We start from the raw sequence: 18199 nt of genomic DNA, 5'->3' as shown, positions 1-18199 counted from the left end.
CTGGGATCACTTACCATTGGTCATTTAACGATGAACAAACGGAGTTTTAAAAATGAATAACCATTCCCCCTACACGCCTCCGAAAGTCTGGCAATGGGACAAGGAAAGCGGCGGACGTTTCGCCAACATCAACCGTCCGATCGCCGGTCCTACCCATGAAAAGGAACTGCCGGTCGGCAAGCATCCGTTGCAGCTTTACTCCCTCGCCACGCCGAACGGCGTCAAGGTGACGGTGATGCTGGAAGAGCTGCTGGCGAAAGGCATTACGGGCGCGGAATATGATGCATGGTTCATCAACATCGGCGAGGGCGATCAGTTCAGCAGCGGCTTCGTCGCCGTCAATCCGAACTCCAAAATTCCGGCCCTGATGGACCGAAGCGGCAGCACGCCGATCCGTGTTTTCGAGTCCGGCTCGATCCTCGTCTATCTCGCGGAGAAATTCGGCGCCTTCCTGCCGACGGACCCGGCGCAGCGGGCGGAGTGCCTCTCCTGGCTGTTCTGGCAGATGGGCTCGGCCCCTTATCTTGGCGGCGGCTTCGGGCATTTCTACGCCTATGCGCCGGAGAAATTTGAATATCCCATCAATCGCTTCGCGATGGAGGTAAAGCGTCAGCTTGACGTACTCGATCGCCAGCTTGCCGAGCATCGCTTCATCAGCGGCGAGGATTATACCATCGCCGACATGGCGATCTGGCCGTGGTACGGCGCGCTGGTGAAAAACCAGGTCTATGAGGCCGCCGAATTTCTCGACGCCGCCTCTTACAAGCACGTCAATCGCTGGGCCGACGAGATTGCCGCACGCCCCGCCGTCAAACGCGGGCGCATGGTCAACCGGGCGACGGGACCGCTCCATGAGCAGCTTCGCGAGCGCCACGACGCCAGCGATTTCAAAACCAGAACGCAGGATAAAATCGGCGCCGAGCAGGTATAATCAAAAAAGACGCGCCGATCGCTCCGTCCGGCCGAGTGCCGGGCGGAACAGCCGAGGGAGGTTATAATGAGCGAAGAGATGAACATCACGCCGTTTGAACTGATCAAGCTGACGGTGGAGGCGCAAATCCCGCTGGTGCGCGCCATGGAAGAGGAACTCGGGAAAGAGAAGGCGCATGCGATCATCCGCAAGGCGCTGGATACGCGCAACCGCCAGATCTCGGAGGAGCGGGCGAAAGAAACCCCGATGACCATCAGGATGCTGGAGGCCGAGTTTGCGTCTTTCGGCATCGGCGTCGATTTCGAGTTCGATGTGCTGAAACGCGATGAGCGGGAGTTTCATGTCGATGTCCACCGCTGCGCCTATACGCGGATGATGAATGATCTCGGTGCCCGCGACCTCGGCCCGCTGCTCATCTGCAATTGCGACTTCGCGCTCGCCGAAGGCCTTGGCCTTGAGCTCAGGCGGGAGAAAACCTGCATGAAGGGCGACGGGGTCTGCGATTTCCGCTTTCGCAAAATGGATGCGGCGGACGCAGAGGGCTAGCCCGCCGCCTCAACCCCATCCTTATCCTACTTCTGGACCCACTGCCCGTTTTCGCGCAGCAGCCAGGTGCCCTTCGGGGCCTTCTGGATGATCTGCGTCGCATAGACGCGGCCGACCTGATCAACGCTGACGCCCTGCGCCTCGGCCCGCTTGGTGTAGAGCGCGCGGCGCTGCTCGTTCAGCTGGTTGACAAAGGCGTTTGCGGACGGATCGCGCGCCCGCACATAGCCGTCGAACGCCTCGCCAACTGCGCCCGACGCACGCAGCGTATCCAGTTGATCGGCATGCGCGGGCGGCATGTGAAGGAGGGAGAGGCCGGCCCCTGCGGCAAGCACGGCAAGGGCGCTCGTGAGAAAATGCCGGCGGCTCACCTGCCGGATATCCGTTCCATGTGCCATATCAGAATAATCCCGGGTTGTTGTTGATATCGTCTTTCGCCTGTTCCTCGATCTTGAGACGGACTTCGGCGTCGAGTTTGATATTCAGATTGATGGTGATCGGCTCGGGCGGCGCTTCCACCTTGACCGTCGGGGTGCAGGCGGAAATGGACAAGGCCAGCGCCATTACCATTGGAATCACGAGAAAAGCTGGTCTTACCACGGGGTTACCTTCACCTAAATTACCGGTTGCCGACGGTAGCACGGAGCGCCTTTTCGGACAAGAGATAGCCGTTGAGCACTGCATTGAAGATCTTGTCAAGACTGGTCTCCAGATTGATGTTCAGGACAATAGGCCGATTGTTCTCCACATCCGGATTACTGCCCGCTGCATGAAGTTTAACGGTGTCGGCGCCGGATTCCGTCTTTAAAATTGCAATGGAAAGCTCGGAATATTGAAAATTCTCAAGAATATCGAGAACGAGCTGCGCCTGATCGCCGCCGACGCCAAGGGCGCTGCGCGCCGCATCCGATGTCATCTTGAGGACGCCCGGCCCGTCCGCGGAAAGCTCGCCATTCTCGACGAGTAGCCGCTCGCCGCCGAAAATGAGCGGGATCCGTCCGCTCACATGCCCTGTCGCGACAAGCTCGTCGACGCTGGTAAGCTCCATCACCTCCTCAAGGTCAAGCTGGCTCACAAGCACATCGACGCGGTTGATATCGGCGCCGGTGTCGATTTTTGCCCCTTCCACGAGCAGCGTTCCGCCGACCAGACCGACAGTCATGCGGTCGATATAAAGGACGGGATCCCCCGCATCGCTCAGGATGCGAAAGCGCAGGTACGGCGAGGTGATGGGAATGCCCGCCGCCGCCTCGCGGGCCCGCAGCTCCTGCGGCGCCGAAATGGTCAGCGGGAAGAGATCATCAATATGCAGATTGCCCTCAAGCCCCGAGACCTCGCCCCCCGGCAGCTCCACCGTCAGATTTTCAAGCGCGATATCGGCGCTCGCACGGAGATCCTTCGCTGACCATTCAACGCGCGATTTGGGGGCGATTTTCCCCTCAAGCGTCACGGCAAAGGGAAGCTCAACCAGACTTTCCAGCTGCACGCCTTCTTTTGCAAAGAGAAGCGGCACCGCGGTGACATCGGCGCTGCCCTTTCCCGTTGCAAGGGCGTGCCGGCCCCGGGCGCTCATATAGGATGGCCCGAGTATTGCGGAGGAGATATCCGCTTGAAAGCGCACCTCCTCGCCGGCGAGGGTTGCGCTCCCCGTCACATGCTGCGCCTCACGAAATATTGCGCCCGCTCCGGGTGATATATGCAGGTCGCTTAATTGAAGCTGCCCCTCCCCCTCGCGCGAGAGAGCGAAAGTCGCCGCGAGAGATGGAACGGAAAGCGTCTGTCCCCCGACATTGGCGCTTTGGACGAGCCCGCCGAGCGTGCCTTGAAGCCCTGTCTCCGTGCCCTCTTCGGATCCTTCAAGTTTAAGTGTGACGCCGCTCGCGCTGCTCTCCGCCTGTCGCCACGCGCCGTCCCGGAGTTCCGCAAAGATCGATGTGATATGGATGCTGCCATCGGCAAACCGGCCAGCGTCAAGGCGCGCCTCGACAGTTCCCGACATTTCTGCGCCCGGAATGGCGAGATGACGGGAGATGTCGGCAGGCCGGACGCCGCCCTTGCCGATTTTCGTCGCCGGCAGCGAGAGTGACAATTCGCCCTGCCCGTCGGTGATGCTGACATGCGCCGCTGCATCAATCGCAAGCTTTTCCGATGCATCCGTCACGCGCCCCGTAAGCTCAAGCTGGCGCGCCGCGTCGAGATTACCTGTGGCAGAGAAGAGAAGCGGCGCAAAATCCGGCGTCTTGCCGCGATCGGTGAGCGTTCCGTTGAGCCGCTCGATCTCCACCGCCGCGCCGAAATCACGGATCGTCGCGCTGCCGCTCAACGCTTCGATTGCATAGCGAAGATCCTGATAGGCAAGATCGAGATCGCTTGCGGGAAGCGTCACGGTCGCCGCTTGACGGTTCGCCTCGATGTCATAGTCGCCGTCCAGACGGAGGGGGAGTGCGGGCGTGGTAACCATCCCCTCAGGCAGCGTCATCGAGAGTTCCGTCAGTGCGGCATCGGCGTGATAGAGGATCCGCCCCAAGGTGAGCTCCGCGGCCGCGCGCACATTCAGGATGCCGTCAAAGGGCGGGAGACCCTCTGCCCGGCGTGAGAGAGCGGCCGGCTGAAACCCGTCCTTTCGGAAGGCAAGATCGGTGATTGAAAGCGCCGCGCGACCCGTAGCGGCCGCCATCTCATAGCCGGCATCGATGAGAAGCAGATCGCGCCCCTCGGGCGTGGTGAGCGCGAGGCGACCATCGAAATTCCCCTCCTTCAGCTCGCCGCCGCCTTCCAGATGAAAGGGCTGCCACTCCGGCGTCTCGCTGTCGTGGAGAAGCTCGCCGCTCCCGACCGTCACCGCTCCGTTCAGCGTCTCAAGATCGCCGTCCACCGTGACGCCGACATTGCGAAGCAGAATGTCGCCCTCGCCCGTGATAAGCCGGCCATTGATCGTTGCCTCCGCCTGCAGCTTCCGCTCGGGCGTCAGGGCCCCGGCAATGTCGGCCTCAACCACCCGCGCCGCCGTCGCAGCCTTTATCCGGCCCGTTTCGAGATAGATGGCAGGCAGGGAAGATGCCGTTCCGGTCGCGGCTTGCTGCTCGCCCTCACCGCTGGCAAGCGCGCGCAAACGGGCAAGCGCGCCCTCATCCGGGGCCGAGAGATCAAGGTCAAGTTCACGGATATCAACGGCGACGATCCGCCCTTGCAGAAGCTCAAGCGGCGCATAGCGGAGCGTCACGCCGCGAAGGATGATTTCATCGCCGAAGGAAAGTTCGCGGATGCTCGCCTGCCCGCTTGAAACATCCTCTATTTCAAGCGTGACATCACGAAAGCCCGCAAGAGCAAGACCCGCACGGCCCGCCGTATCAAGAAGCGGGACGCGGAAGGTCAGCACCGCAATGGCGAGGACCATCAGCCCCGCCACACTCCAGAGCAACCACCGCACCAAGCCTGCTTTCCTTGCACCCGCCATGGACTTTCCCCGCGTTACCTATCCAATTACATGGGGAGGAGCGAAAGGCAAGCGCCGCCTCGTCGCGGCGGGCTGGCCGCGGGTCACGCGCCGGCGGTCAGGAGGCCGCAGCCGCACTCGGGGCAAATTCACTTGCCGGGTCGCCGGCAATGCGGGAGTGGTACATCACCCGCGGCTCGTTCATATCCCACGGTCGCGCCTGATGGAGCAGACAGCGGTTGTCCCAGATGACGATATCGCCGGGCTCCCACTGGTGATAATAGACGCGCGGCGCGCGGACGGTGAAATCGATGAGATCGGAGAGCAGCGTCTCGGACTCTTCTTCCGTAAGGCCCGGAATACCATATGCGTGCCGGCCGATGGTGAGGCACATGCGCCCCGTTTCGGGATGCTGCTTGACGAGCGGGCGGAGCGGCGGCGCGTCATTGTGCAGCCCGTAGCCGTTATATTCGCTGCCCTCGTCTTTCTGGATAAAGCCCATCTTCTTCTGGCTGTGGTGCAGCGAATGATAGGCTTTGAGGTCCTTGATCTTCTCCTTCGTTGCCGCATCGAGCGCGTCATAGGCGGCCGTAAGATCGGCCCAGCCGGTTTCGCCGCCCTTTGAGGGGACAACATGGGCGCTGAAAACGGCGCCTTTTGCCTGCACCGGCATATAGGTGCTGTCCTGATGCCAGCCCATGTTGCCTTTCAGGATTTTTACCACGTCATTTTCGTCGGATTTGACCACATTCCCGCTTTTGTCGACATTGCTGATCGGCACGATGTCAAATTCCATCTCGCCGAAGCGTTTGGCGAAGGCGACCTGCTCGCGCGTTGTCAGATTCTGCTTTGGGAAAACCAGCAGCGAAAAGTCGAGCCAGGTCTTGTAGAGATCGGCAAAATCGGCCTCATCGAGCGTTCTGAGATCGAGGCGTGTGACATACGCGCCGAATGTCGCATCAATCGGTTTGATATCAAAATTCATACATATTCCTCCTGAATGGAGATGACGAGCTTTCTTGCTTGCTTCTGCTTTATGTCATCACGTCCCGCATATTAGGGATAAAGGATAATTGCAAGGCGGATGCGCGTCCAGCAATTCGCTCGGCAAATTGCGTAAAAATGCTATTTTTTGGAGCTAAAACACGTTAAAAAACAATATAGTCTGCATGATTGAAACATTCTGGTGTGCCAGCTCTCCCATAGGTAAAACAGCACCCGAAAGTATGATCGGAGAAGGGATGATCGAGAAAACGATACGCGCCGGCGTGCTGGATATCGCCTATCTCACGGGCGGCGATGAGGATGGCTGGCCGGTAATTCTGAACCACGGGTTTCCCTATGACGTTCACGCCTATGAGGAGACGGCCGCGCTCCTCATTGCCGAGGGCGCGCGCGTCATCATCCCCAACCTGCGCGGCTTTGGCCCCACCCGCTTTCAATCGCCTGAGACGCCGCGATCGGGAGAGCAGGCCGCGCTCGGCTTCGATCTCCTCAGCCTGATGGACGCGCTCGTGCTCGATAAAGCGGTGCTTGCCGGATATGACTGGGGCGGGAGGGCGGCCTGCGTCGTCGCCGCCCTCTGGCCGGAACGGGTGGTCGCCCTTGTCAGCGGCAATTCCTACAATATCCAGAATACCGCCGCCGCCATGACACCGGCGCCCGCGAGAATCGAGGCCTCCTTCTGGTATCAGTATTATTTTCACCTTGAGCGCGGCCGCCGGGGTCTCGAAGAAAACCGGCGCGATATCACAAGGCTTTTATGGGAAATGTGGTCGCCGCGCTGGCGCTTCACGGAGGAGACGTTCGAGAGAAGTGCGCGTGCCTTCGACAATCCGGATTTTGTCGCGGTGGTGATCCATTCTTATCGGCATCGCTACGGCCTTGTCCCGGGTGATCCCGCATTTGCCTCGATCGAGGAGCGGCTCGCCCGACAGCCGGATATCACCGTCCCCGTGGTCGCCATCGACGGCGGCGCAAGCGGTATCGGCGGCAAGACGGCGGGCCATGCGCGGAAGTTCAAAGGTCCCTATGACTATCGCCTGTTTAAGAATGCCGGCCACAACCTGTCGCAGGAGGAGCCGAAGCTCTGGGCCGAGGCCGTGCTCGATGCGCGCAAGATGGCTTTGATATCTTGATTAAGATTTTCGCCAATACTACCATCGCAGGCAGGCAGGGACGCAAATAAGCCGCATCATTGGGGACAAAAATTCTCCTTGCAAAATAACCGGATCGGCCCTCAACTGCGGGTGAGGTACCGGTTTCAGTCACTGTTTCAAATGGGAGAGCGATAGGGACATGTCTGGGGATACATCATATGATATTGCCGTGATCGGCGCAGGTATTGCGGGCGCGTCAATCGCCGCCGAACTGGCGCCCAAAGCGTCCGTCCTGCTGCTGGAGATGGAGAGCCAGCCCGGCTATCATACGACCGGGCGATCGGCCGCGGCCTTTATCGATACCTACGGCCCCGCCCCCGTTCGTGCGCTGACCCGCGCATCGGAGCCCTTCTATTGTAATCCGCCCACCGGGTTCACCGAGCATCAACTCCTCACCCCGCGCGGCATCCTGATGGTGGCGCGCGAAGATCAGCTCGCCCTGCTGGAGGCGGAGATTATCGAGCTCAGCGACGCGCCGGATCTCCGGCAGGTCAATGCCGCGGAGATTGAAGCCGCCATGCCATTGCTTCGTAAAGGCTATGCGAAGGCCGGGCTGGTCAATAACGACGTCAGCGATATCGATGTCCACGCGCTGCATCAGGGCTATCTCAAGATGCTGCGCGGAAGCGGCGGCGCCATAAAGCTCGGAACCGAAGTGACGGCGCTTGAGCGAAAAAATGGCCTCTGGCACATCGTGACGCGCGATGCCGTCTTTACCGCAAGCCGGATCGTGAATGCCGCGGGCGCCTGGGCCGACGACATCGGCGCGCTGGCCGGCGCATCGCCCATCGGGCTTGTCCCCAAACGGCGCACCGCGATGATGATCGCCGCGCCGGCTGGCATGAACCCCGATCCGTGGCCGATGGTCATCGATATTGCCGAGGAGTTTTACCTCAAACCCGATGCCGGGAGATTGCTGATTTCCCCCGCTGACGAGACCCCTGCCCCGGCCGGCGACGTGCAGCCGGAGGAACTCGATATCGCCATCTGTATCGATCGCATCGAAACCGCGTTCGATCTCTCGGTGCGGCGGATCGAGAATAAATGGGCAGGGCTTCGCAGCTTCGTCGCCGACAAAAGCCCGGTCTGCGGCTTCGATGACAAGGCGCCCGATTTCTTCTGGCTTGCCGGCCAGGGAGGCTACGGCATCCAGAGCGCTCCGGCGCTCGCCAAACTTGCCGCAAGTCTCGTCCTTGGGCGGGACGTGCCATCCTACATTCTGGACGAAGGTCTGAAGCTCTCCGATATCGCCCCCGGCCGCCCGGGGCTCACGCCCGTGAACCAATCTGAAAAATCAGAATTAACCGGTTAATAAAAAATACATAGAAATATCGGCGACGGATATCTTTTCCGGGTGCCCGCCGCTATTCTTCCCGCCAAAGAGGCGCGGCTCGGGTCGTGGCCAACCAGTAAGGAGACCTCTGTGAGCAGACAGTTTGCCGATGCATCCGCGGTCCTTCAGGCCGTCGCGGAATTTGCCGCCCGTCACATCGCCCCGCGCCGGCGGGAATTGATCAGCGCCGGCGTCCCGCCCGCAGATCTCTGGGAGGCGTTCAGCGCAAGCGGTCTTGCCGGCCTCTCGATCCCGGAAGAGTTCGGCGGTCACGGCGCGGGCTATCGCAGCCTGTCGCAGGCCATACAGGTGGTCAATCGCTTCGGCGGCGTGCCGGGCGTTGGCATGATCTTCATGGTGCATTGGCTCGGCGCCAAACTGCATATCGCAGGCGACACCTCGACGGCGCTGAAAGAGCGCCTCCTCCCCCGGCTCGCGCGCGGCGAGGCGACGCTCTCGGTTGCGATCTCCGAGCCCGGGGCCGGGGCGCATCCCAAGCATCTGAAAACCACTGCCCGGGGCGAGGGCGATGAATATGTGATCAACGGGGAGAAAGCGTTTCTTACCAACGGGCCGCTGGCCGGTTACTTCGTGGTGCTCGCCATAACGTCGGAGCGGGAGGGCCGGAAGGAGTTTAGCGCCCTGCTCGTGCCCGCCGATACGCCGGGCCTCACGAAGACAGACGGGGTGAAAATAGACTTTCTGCATCCCTGCCCGCATGGCGGCATCAGGATGGAGAATGTCCGCGTTCCCGCCGCCAATCTGATCGGCGCGGAAGGGGACGCCTTCCAGCGCACCTCGCTTCGGATGCGCGCGATTGAGGATGCGGCGGGCGCGGGCGGGCGCGTCGGATCGATGAGCTGCCTCTTGAGCGATATTGCGGCGGCGGCGCCCGATGAGCTGGATCAGGAGATCGGCGCTGTCGCGACGCAGCTTCAGGCGCTGGCGGTTGTCGCCGCGCATCTTGCCGCCATGGCCGATGCCGCGAAAGAGAATGTGGACCCGCTGCTCGAGCTGCATCTCGGCTTTCACCAGCAGGCCGCGGCGACGGCGAACACCCTCGCGGCGCTACTTGAAAAGACCCCGGCGCGCGCGCAGCCCGAGGTTGCGCTTCTCTGCCGCGATGTCGTGAAATCGCTCTCGATTGCGAAGAACGCGCTTGCCGCGCGGCATGTCAAAACCGGCCGGACGATTATCGCCGCGGCGAAAAGCTGACGGAGTTACCCGTCGGCCCCGGACGTATGCCGGCCCGAATAAGGCGCAAGGGTCGACGGCCGCCAGCCCGCCGGCGGCCCGCTTCGCGGACGCAGGATCTCAACCTTCAGCGGATAGCATTTCGCGGTGTCGCTCGAATGCTCGCTGCTGCAATCGCCGCCCGGGCAGGCGGAAAGCGCCCCCAGCAGATCGGTTTCGGCAAAGAACTCGATATAATCGCCCGGCCGGACGGGGCTGCCCTTCATGAAATACTGATGCGTATCGCGGGTGAAGCCGGTGCACATAAAGACATTCAGCACGTCATGGACGAAAGGCTCCGCCTCCGCATAGGACATCCCTGTCTCGCTCGCCAGCGCGCGGATCAGGTTGGAGTGGCAGCAATGATGATATTCCTCCCCGCCCAGAACGGCGTTGGTGTAGGGATCACAACGCGTGCCGATCACATCATGAATGCCGCCGCCATCGTCATCCCAGCCATACCAGTCGAGCGTATCGAAGGTGATGGTCGCGAGCGGGCGAAGGTAAGGCAGATTGCTCCAGAGCTGATCCCCCGTGCTGACGTGGGTCCCGTGAAGCGCCCGTGTCTTGCCGCTGAAGAAGCGCTCGTTCAGATTATCGGCGCTCCAGAGATTGAGATCCCCCACCTGCGGCCCTTCGATGCTGTGGATACGAAAGAAGTGACCGGCCGGCACGCGAAATGTTGCGGCCTCGCGCGGGGGAACAATGATTTCTTCCAGCCGCTCCAAATCGCCACGCGCCGCGGCATATCCCGCCATGTCCGGCGCAGGCAGCGTCCCGGTCGGATAGACCGTTACCGGCTTCACGGCGCGGCGCCGGGTGCCATCGGCGGGCATCTGGTTCTGCGGCTGTCGTTTCATTTCTCGTTCCTCCTCGACTAGTCTTTCATTCTCCTTTGGCATCATAGCGCCGCGGCGGACGGCTTACCATCCACCACCGCCGCCGCCCCCGCCCCCGCCGCCGGACGACCCACCGCCAGACGATCCACTACTGCTTCCGGGCGCCCTTGATGCGGCGGAGATCGCGCTGGTAAAGCCCTGACCGAAAGCCGTGGAAAAGCCTTCGAGATTTCCCGGATTGAACCGGGTGCCGTGATACCAGGCGGGCCGATAGCCGTTTTTCTTCGCGGCCTCGGCGTCGATATCCGCAAAGACCTTTGAGAACTGCTCCGCCCACTCATTCTCGACATCGAGCGCGATGGCGAAGGGAAGATACGCCTCGAACAGCTCCGGCGTGCGTTCCGGCGGACTGAAGAAGTTCATGCGGTCGGCTTCGGTCACGCTGAGGAAATCAGCGAAGCCCGCGAATCTATCCATCACCTGCCGCCCGAATGACGTTGGCGCTTTCAGAAGATGATAGAAACCGAGATTGATGATCTCGATTATCAGAAAGATGACCGCGCCGGAGAGTGAAATCGCATCGACAAGAATACTGAGGCCAACAATCTCGCCGCCGAGGAACGGGAGGAACATGACCGTTGTCAGGATCGCCCCAATACCGCGCGCAATACTCCGCCCGGCGAGAAAACCCATCCAGGCGCGAAGCCCGAGGCGGAAAATAAAATAGACGCCAATCGTCCAGATGGTGAGCCAGAGCGAGATGAAAAGCGCGAAGACGGGATCAGGCGCAAACAGGATCATCAGCGCGAAAATGACGAGTGATATTGCAACGCCATAGTAGAAATGCTTGCGGTTCGTCCTGAAATGCACGCCTTCATATTCCGTTCGCAGCCAATTGCGAAGCCCATTACGCGCTTTCGCGATTTTACTGTGGTTGGCTTTTTGAAGCGCGATTTCATCCACGCCGCCCGCGAACAGATGGCGCGCGATTGCTTTCTCGCCGAGCGAGAGCGCAGCGCCTTCATCTTTCTTTCGCAATGTATAAGTGCCGGCTGCCTCCTCCTCGATGGTGAGATAGCCTTTCACCGCCATACTGAGAATAGCGGCGGAGAAGGTCTTGTCATCAAACCCCAGTTTCCGGATATAACGCATCGCTGCAGGGGAGTAGCCAGCCGGCGGCGAATAGAGCGGGATAATGGTCCCGGGCGCGGGATCCCGCCCGACGCGCCACCAGATCGGCAGGTAATAGGCGAGAAGCAGCAAAATACCGATTCCGCCGATCAGAAGGATGCGGTTGTCGCTAAGCAGATAGCCGAGCCTCGTTGCTCCCGTTGGGCGGGCGATGAAACCTTCCGGCCACGCGACGGCGACCGTCAGCCCCTCCGTTGGCGCGAGCGGGCGCGTCGTCAGAAAGGCGATGCCGCCCGCGAATTCCTCGGCCCGGTACGCGGTGCCCTGCTCGCCCTGATAGCCGGTGTAGGCGCTATATTGCAGGAGAGAGCCGCCGGGCGGCAGATGAATGCGCGCGATCGCCTCCTCAATGGGAAAGACCCAGCCGTTACCGGTGACGTTCCAGTAAATCTCGTCAAAGCCGTCGAAATGGCCGATCTGGCGCGTGGTGCGATAGGTGATGGCATACTCATGCGCGCCCGGTCGAAGCAGCACGTCCCTGCTTCCGATATAAAGGCGGACGCCATTGCCATACCGCTCCGTATGATAGGGCTCCGGACGCCCGGCGCGCGTAACGCTCTCGACGTCAAACGCGACGCGATAGCGATGCCCCGCCGCGTCGGTGTAGTCGGTCGGGAAATCGCGATAAATGCCGCGGCGGATCTCTCGCCCCTCACTCGTGACCGCAATCTGCTCGCGGATTTTGAGGCTTCCGTCCGCCTCAATCCAGATGTCGCTTGTGAAGCTTCGGATTACCTCGGCGGCACTGAGAGGCGCGGGAAAAAGCGGCAGGAGAAAGAGCGCGATGAGCAGGATCGCGGTAAAGAGGCGGATGCGTCTCACGCTCTGCGCCATTTTCCCGCTTCGCCGATCAGTCAAAGGAGACATTCACCGGCCGGCGCACGGCATCCGCCTCGTCATCGGCAAGCTCAAAAAACTCCACCTTCGTGAAGCTGAACGCACCCGCGACGAGATTGCTTGGGAATTGGTCGATCTTGATATTATTGTCGCGCACCACGCCGTTATAATAGCGCCGCGCCGACTGGATATTATGTTCGACGGTGGAGAGCTGGCTCTGCAAATTCAGGAAATTTTCGTTGGCTTTGAGCTCGGGGTAATTCTCCGCAAGCGCAAAAAGGGATTTCAGCGCCCCGGTCAGCAAATTCTCCGATTTCGCCTGCTCTCCCGGCGAGCCCTGATTATTCATGGCTTCGCTCCGGGCGCGGGTCACGGCCTCGAACGTGCCTGCTTCATGGCGCGCATATCCCTTCACCGTTTCAACCAGATTGGGAATCAGATCATAGCGCAGCTTCATCTGCACTTCGATCCCGCTCCACGCTTCCCGGATCCGCTCGCGCAAGGACACGAAACCGTTGTAGGTGACGATAACGTAAAGCGCGACGACCACGATCAAGGCCAGCAGAATCAAAAGCGACGTCATATGAGGCTCCTCGGGCGATGTTGTGCAACGGGCGATACCGTCTCAACTTTAAGGTTTAATCGCCAAGGCGCAAATAAAGAAATGCGCCGCCCCTCCCGCGACAGGAGGAACGGCGCATCGGGTAGCGGCTTCTTATCTCGTCAGTTGGCGCTGCCGAACTGCTCCGCCAGCGCGATCACGTTGCGCGCCTGCTTCAGATGCGGCATATCGAGCATCTTGCCATCCAGCCCGACGGTGCCAAGACCCGGATTCTGCTCGAAAATATCGATGACCCGGCGAGCATAGGCGATTTCCTCCGCGCTCGGGCTAAACGCCCGGTTGATGATCTCAACCTGCCCCGGATGAATGGCGAGCTTGCCGATAAAGCCCATCCGCCGATCGCGCAAGCATTCGCGCTCCAGCCCCTCGGAATCGCGGAAATCAATGAATACGCAGCCGACCGGCTGGGCATCGATCGCCCGCGCCGTCGCGAGCGTCAGCGTGCGGGCGAGCAGATAGGGCTCGTCATAGTCGCGCGTCGCGGGATGGCGGTTATCGGAGGCGCCAAGCGCCGCCGCAAGATCCTCGCCGCCCCAGGTGAGGCCGACAAGCCGCTTCGTCGCATTCTGAAGGTAGCTGTCGAAGGTGAGCAGCGAGGCCGCGGTTTCGGTGGCGACGCAGACGATCTTCGTCGCACCGTCCGCGATCCCTTCGCGCGCTTCCAGCGCCGAGAGATAATCGCCGAGCCGGTTGACATCCGCCGCCGAGTAGGTCTTCGGCAGGATGATCCCATCGGGCCGCCCGCGCATGACGGCGGCGAGATCGGGCAGCGCAAGCGGGCTGTCGAGCGGGTTGATCCGCACCCAGAGCTGCTGGCGCGAGCGGTCGGGATTGGCGGCAAGGAAATCCGCGACCAGCGCGCGGGCCATGTCCTGCCTCTCATCGGCAACCGCATCCTCAAGATCGAACAGCAGGGCATCGGCATCACCGCCCCGCCCCTTCGTCATTTTTCGTTCGTCGTCACCGGGCACGAACAACCACGAGCGCAGCACCGTCATGGCTTTTTCATCATCAGGGCTGTGCGCGCGCAGTAGGCAACCTCCTGATCGCGCTGGTTATAGGCGGTATGTTCAAAGACGATGAGGCCGGCGGTCGGGCGGGACGCACTTTCGCGCATTTCCTTGACGCGGGTCACGACGCGGAGCGTATCGCCGTGGAAGACCGGGTTCTTGAAGCGGATATCGGTCATGCCGAGATTGCCGAGCGTCGTGCCGAGCGTGGTATCGGCAACGGTGACACCGACCAGCAGGCCGAGCGTGTACAGGCTGTTGACGATCCGCTGGCCATACTCCGTCTGCTTGGAAAATTCTTCGTCAAGATGCAGCGGCTGCGGATTATGCGTCATGGCGCAGAACATGATGTTGTCCATTTCCGTCACCGTGCGCGTCAGGGGATGCTTTATTTCCATCCCGACGCTGAATTCCTCGTAATATAGACCCGCCATTTCTATGATCACCCTTTCTTTTTTCTTCTCATTTATGCCGGCCGCGCGCCGTCGTTTCCCTATGTTCAGGGCGCCGGTTTTCCGGCCCTCTTTCCTTGTATGACTGTTCATACTAAACTTCCAGACTTGCGGCAATCGAACAAGGAAAAAGCGGTCCGATTGTCCAAGACCTCGAAAAGAGCCCTGTCTGAAACCTGAAATTTCGGCTAGCATGAGCACGCCGAACGGGGGGATTTCATGGAAGAAAAAGAGTTGCGTCTCGCGCTGGTTTGTTACGGCGGGGCGTCGCTAGCCATCTATATGCATGGCATCACGAAAGAAATTCTGAAGCTTTTGCGGGCGTCGGCCGCCTACCACGCCATCCCGTCCGTGCGCGCGCGGGCCACGGCGCGCTATGAGGAAACGGCGCCGCCGCGTCCCGATCATCTGGACAGCGAGGAGATCTATTTCGATCTTTTCCGCCTGATCGGCGAGCGCCTGGATTTGCGCGTCATCGTCGATATCGTGGCGGGCGCCTCCGCCGGCGGCATCAACGGCGTCACGCTGTCACGCGCCGTCGCCCATGATCTCGATCTCGAGCCGGTGACGCATGCGTGGCTCGAAGAAGCGGATGTCGAATTTTTCATGACCGACGAGGTGCGCGCCCGCGCCTGGTCCAAGGCCATCCTGCTGCCCTTTATCAATGCGATCTCCCGGCTCAAGCTGGAAGAATATTCAGCCGATGCGGAACTGCGGCGCAAGGTTTCGATGTTTCTGCGCTCCCGATGGTTTCAGCCGCCATTTGACGGCCCAACCGTCTCGGACATGTTCTTTCGCGCCATCGACAATATGGATGAGGCCGCCCCGCCCGCGAGCAGCCTTATTCCGAACGGGCAGCAGCTCCGCCTCTTTGTAACGCTGACGGATTTTTACGGTCACCAGCAGGCCCTGCGGCTGCATGATCCGGCCATCGTCAATGAACGGGAGCATCGGCTGCTTCTGAAATTCAACTATGTCCGGACCGTGACCGGGGCAAAAAGCGATTTTGATAATGAAAGCCTCCCGGGCCTCATTTTCGCGGCGCGCGCAACCTCATCCTATCCCGGCGCGTTCCCGCCGGCGACGATCGCCGAGCTGGAAACGCTGCTGAATGAGAAGGGACATGACTGGGCCGGCAAGAGCGACTTCCTTCGCAAGAATTTCGCCAACTATTTCCAGCAGGGCGCGCATCCGGAAACCGCGCATTTCATTGACGGCGGCGTTCTCGACAACAAGCCCTTTTCCGCCGCGATCGGGGCGATCCGCCAGCAGGTCGCCTATCGCCATGTCGACCGGCGACTGATTTATATTGATCCCAACCCGGAGGAGGAGGCCGAGCCCGTCCGAAAGGACATGCCGCGCTTTCTCAACACCCTCTTCGGCTCCTTGTCAACGCTGCCGCGCAACCAGCCGATCCGGGATGATCTCGCGTTCGTTGCGACCTACAATGACCGCGTACGGCGGGTCAAGCTAATGATCGAGTCCGCCCGCGGCCAGATTGACGCGGCCGTCGATGCAATCGCCGCCGAAGCCGCCGACAGCGGCCCTGATGCTGTCCGCGAAGCGCGAAAACGGGCGCATCGCTCCGTCATGCAGGAGGTCGGGCTTTTCTATGAAGGCTATCTCGACCTCAAGATCGAGGCGACGCTCGACTATGTGTTCGAGCTGATTTGCGTGCCGCTCGAGATCAGCGCCGACACCCGCAAGGCGCATGAGCTGAAAGAGAAATTCCAGCGCTGGGCCCTCGCCCGGGAGATCGCCCATCGCAAGCACCCCGGCCCGGCGCCGGAGGGGAGCTACCCGGCCTGGCTGCGCTTTCTCGATCAGTTTGACTTCGGCTTTCGCGACCGGCGGATCCGCTTCCTGATCCGCAACCTCAATCAGATCTACCCGAAGCTCGAAACCACGTTCAAGGGCGTCACGCCGCTTGACCTCAACAAGGTCAAACGCGGCCTTTACGAAATTCTCGATACGTTAAGCCCGTTTCATGACGGAAGCTTCATCAGCGACGAGCTTACCGGCATTATCCGCGGGCATGGCGCGGCGCTTTTCTCGGGGCCCGAGAAAGACTGCTTCGCCGCCATCGACGATATCGTGACGCGCCTCAACGGCCAGATGAGCCTGGAATACAGCTGTATCGCCATCGAGGATCTGCTCTGCCGCAATGAAGGGGCGACCGCCAATCTCGGCATCCGGCGCGAACTTCTGCTCGCCTATATCGGCTATGCCTTCTGGGATGTGCTCACCTTCTCGATTACCAACTGGCGTAATGTCGGGGAGTTTGACGAGATCCGCGTCGACCGGATCAGTCCGCTGGATGCGACCGGCCTTCGCGAAGGGGGCAAGCACGCCTCCCTGAAGGGGCTTGCCTTTGAAGGATTCGCCGGTTTCTTCAGCCGCAAGATACGCGAGAACGACTATCTTTGGGGCCGCCTGCATGGCGCGGAGCGGATGATCGATATCCTTCGCTCAGCCCTGCCGCCGGACTTCAACGCAGCGAAGAGACGCGAGATCGAGACGCTGAAAACCCGGATATTCAAGGCGATCATCGATGCCGAGCGGACAAGACTTGGCGCAATACCGGAAGAATTCGAACTTCTGGATGCCGAACTTGCAAGGCGTCTCGCCCGCTATCCGGCGAATGGCGCACCCGAGCAGAGGGAGGAGGTCATATGACAAACCACGCCCAGACGACGCATGATGCCGAGGACGATCCGCGCAACCGCGATATCCTGATTTATGTAAACGGCGACCTTGTCCCGCGCGCTGAGGCAAAGGTCTCGGTCTATGATTCCGGCTTCATGCTCGGCGATGGCATGTGGGAGGGGATGCGGCTCTATAACGGCAAATGGGCCTTTTTCGAGGAGCATATGGACCGCCTGTTCGAGAGCTGCAAGGCGGTCTCTCTCGATATCGGCATGAGCCGCGCCGAGATACGGGAGGCGCTTCGACAAACGGCGGCGGCGAATGATATGACCAGCGATGTGCATTGCCGCCTGATGATCACCCGCGGGATCAAGGTGAAGCCGTTCCAGCACCCGAGCCTGTCGCGCTCCGGCCCGACGGTGGTGATTATCATGGAGCATTCGAAACCCGCCTCGCATCTGCAAAGCGCCGGCATTTCGCTCGCGACCGTGCCGCAGGTGCGCGGCCTGCCGATGTCGCAGGATGCGAAATACAATTCCCACTCCAAGCTCAACTGTATCATTGCCTGCCTGCAGGCCGAGCAGGCGGGCGCCGATGAGGCACTGATGCTGGATCCGCACGGCTTCGTCAACACGACAAACGCCTGCAATTTCTTTATCGTCCGCAAGGGCGAGGTCTGGACCTCGACCGGCGATTATTGCATGAACGGCGTGACGCGCCAGAAGGTGATCGATCTCTGCCGCCTGAATGATATCCCGGTCTTTGAGCGGAACTTTTCGCTGGTTCAGGCCTACGGCGCCGATGAAGCGTTTCTGACCGGCACTTTCGGCGCGCAAACCCCTGTTGCCTCGATCGATGGCAAACCGATCGGCACGGCGCGCGGCATGGGCCCGGTCACCCGGCGCATCAATGCGCTCTATCAGGAGCTGATAAAGGAGCATACGCGCTAGCCGCACGGCATCCC

General features: G+C 60.8%; 16 protein-coding genes. 7 read left to right on the top strand and 9 right to left on the bottom strand.

What is annotated here, in order from left to right:
- Window positions 1–52: 52 nt before the first annotated feature.
- Together yghU and V7Z56_RS12485 are read left to right on the top strand one after the other, a co-directional pair.
- Window positions 53–931: a glutathione-dependent disulfide-bond oxidoreductase gene (yghU, locus tag V7Z56_RS12490; protein WP_334129834.1), complete on the top strand. Its 879-nt coding sequence runs from the start codon at window positions 53–55 to the stop codon at window positions 929–931.
- 66 nt (window positions 932–997) lie between these two features.
- Entirely contained in the window at window positions 998–1477 is a 480-nt protein-coding gene (locus V7Z56_RS12485) for an L-2-amino-thiazoline-4-carboxylic acid hydrolase (protein ID WP_334129833.1), read from the top strand.
- A gap of 26 nt (window positions 1478–1503) precedes the next feature.
- Here V7Z56_RS12485 and V7Z56_RS12480 read toward each other — a convergent pair whose 3' ends face one another.
- The 4 genes from V7Z56_RS12480 to V7Z56_RS12465 all read right to left on the bottom strand — a co-directional run bounded on the left by V7Z56_RS12480 (window position 1504) and on the right by V7Z56_RS12465 (window position 5898).
- A complete protein-coding gene (locus V7Z56_RS12480; protein ID WP_334129832.1) occupies window positions 1504–1875 on the bottom strand; it encodes a YdbL family protein in 372 nt (123 codons plus the stop codon).
- A gap of 1 nt (window position 1876) precedes the next feature.
- Window positions 1877–2041, bottom strand: coding sequence for a YnbE family lipoprotein (locus V7Z56_RS12475; RefSeq protein WP_334129831.1), 165 nt, complete (start codon window positions 2039–2041; stop codon window positions 1877–1879).
- Window positions 2042–2096: 55 nt separating this feature from the next.
- Complete coding sequence (locus tag V7Z56_RS12470; RefSeq protein ID WP_334129982.1) at window positions 2097–4907, bottom strand: intermembrane phospholipid transport protein YdbH family protein; 2811 nt, start codon at window positions 4905–4907, stop codon at window positions 2097–2099.
- 124 nt (window positions 4908–5031) lie between these two features.
- Complete coding sequence (locus V7Z56_RS12465) at window positions 5032–5898, bottom strand: TauD/TfdA dioxygenase family protein (RefSeq protein ID WP_334129830.1); 867 nt, start codon at window positions 5896–5898, stop codon at window positions 5032–5034.
- A gap of 256 nt (window positions 5899–6154) precedes the next feature.
- On the opposite strand from V7Z56_RS12465, the gene V7Z56_RS12460 reads away from it, so the two are divergent.
- The 3 genes from V7Z56_RS12460 (at window position 6155) to V7Z56_RS12450 (ending at window position 9620) form a co-directional block, all read left to right on the top strand.
- On the top strand, window positions 6155–7051 hold the full coding sequence (locus V7Z56_RS12460) for an alpha/beta fold hydrolase (RefSeq protein ID WP_334129829.1): 897 nt from the start codon (window positions 6155–6157) through the stop codon (window positions 7049–7051).
- 160 nt (window positions 7052–7211) lie between these two features.
- On the top strand, window positions 7212–8384 hold the full coding sequence (locus V7Z56_RS12455) for an NAD(P)/FAD-dependent oxidoreductase (protein ID WP_334129828.1): 1173 nt from the start codon (window positions 7212–7214) through the stop codon (window positions 8382–8384).
- Between the two features lie 111 nt (window positions 8385–8495).
- Window positions 8496–9620, top strand: a complete 1125-nt coding sequence (locus tag V7Z56_RS12450) for an acyl-CoA dehydrogenase family protein (RefSeq protein ID WP_334129827.1) — start codon at window positions 8496–8498, stop codon at window positions 9618–9620.
- A 5-nt stretch (window positions 9621–9625) separates the two neighbouring features.
- Here V7Z56_RS12450 and V7Z56_RS12445 read toward each other — a convergent pair whose 3' ends face one another.
- The 5 genes from V7Z56_RS12445 to V7Z56_RS12425 all read right to left on the bottom strand — a co-directional run bounded on the left by V7Z56_RS12445 (window position 9626) and on the right by V7Z56_RS12425 (window position 14682).
- The gene (locus V7Z56_RS12445) at window positions 9626–10498 is read right to left on the bottom strand and encodes an urea carboxylase-associated family protein (RefSeq protein ID WP_334129826.1); all 873 of its coding nucleotides are present in this window, start codon (window positions 10496–10498) and stop codon (window positions 9626–9628) included.
- A 63-nt stretch (window positions 10499–10561) separates the two neighbouring features.
- Entirely contained in the window at window positions 10562–12502 is a 1941-nt protein-coding gene (locus tag V7Z56_RS12440) for a DUF2207 domain-containing protein (protein ID WP_334129825.1), read from the bottom strand.
- A 16-nt stretch (window positions 12503–12518) separates the two neighbouring features.
- On the bottom strand, window positions 12519–13088 hold the full coding sequence (locus V7Z56_RS12435; RefSeq protein ID WP_334129824.1) for a LemA family protein: 570 nt from the start codon (window positions 13086–13088) through the stop codon (window positions 12519–12521).
- A gap of 140 nt (window positions 13089–13228) precedes the next feature.
- Window positions 13229–14125, bottom strand: coding sequence for an HpcH/HpaI aldolase/citrate lyase family protein (locus V7Z56_RS12430; RefSeq protein WP_334129823.1), 897 nt, complete (start codon window positions 14123–14125; stop codon window positions 13229–13231).
- The gene (locus V7Z56_RS12425) at window positions 14122–14682 is read right to left on the bottom strand and encodes a MaoC family dehydratase (protein WP_334129822.1); all 561 of its coding nucleotides are present in this window, start codon (window positions 14680–14682) and stop codon (window positions 14122–14124) included. The genes V7Z56_RS12430 and V7Z56_RS12425 overlap by 4 nt, the downstream gene beginning before the upstream one ends.
- Before the next feature lie 126 nt (window positions 14683–14808).
- On the opposite strand from V7Z56_RS12425, the gene V7Z56_RS12420 reads away from it, so the two are divergent.
- Both V7Z56_RS12420 and V7Z56_RS12415 read left to right on the top strand, forming a co-directional pair.
- Entirely contained in the window at window positions 14809–17265 is a 2457-nt protein-coding gene (locus V7Z56_RS12420) for a patatin-like protein (RefSeq protein ID WP_334129821.1), read from the top strand.
- Window positions 17262–18185 (top strand): D-amino acid aminotransferase, encoded by a 924-nt coding sequence (locus tag V7Z56_RS12415; RefSeq protein ID WP_334129820.1) that lies wholly within the window; start codon window positions 17262–17264, stop codon window positions 18183–18185. Before V7Z56_RS12420 ends, V7Z56_RS12415 begins: the two co-directional genes overlap by 4 nt.
- Window positions 18186–18199 lie beyond the last annotated feature (14 nt).

Origin of the sequence: Sneathiella sp. (genome assembly GCF_036844445.1) — a bacterium.
Lineage (GTDB): Bacteria > Pseudomonadota > Alphaproteobacteria > Sneathiellales > Sneathiellaceae > Sneathiella.
This window is presented reverse-complemented; position numbering and strand designations above follow the sequence as displayed.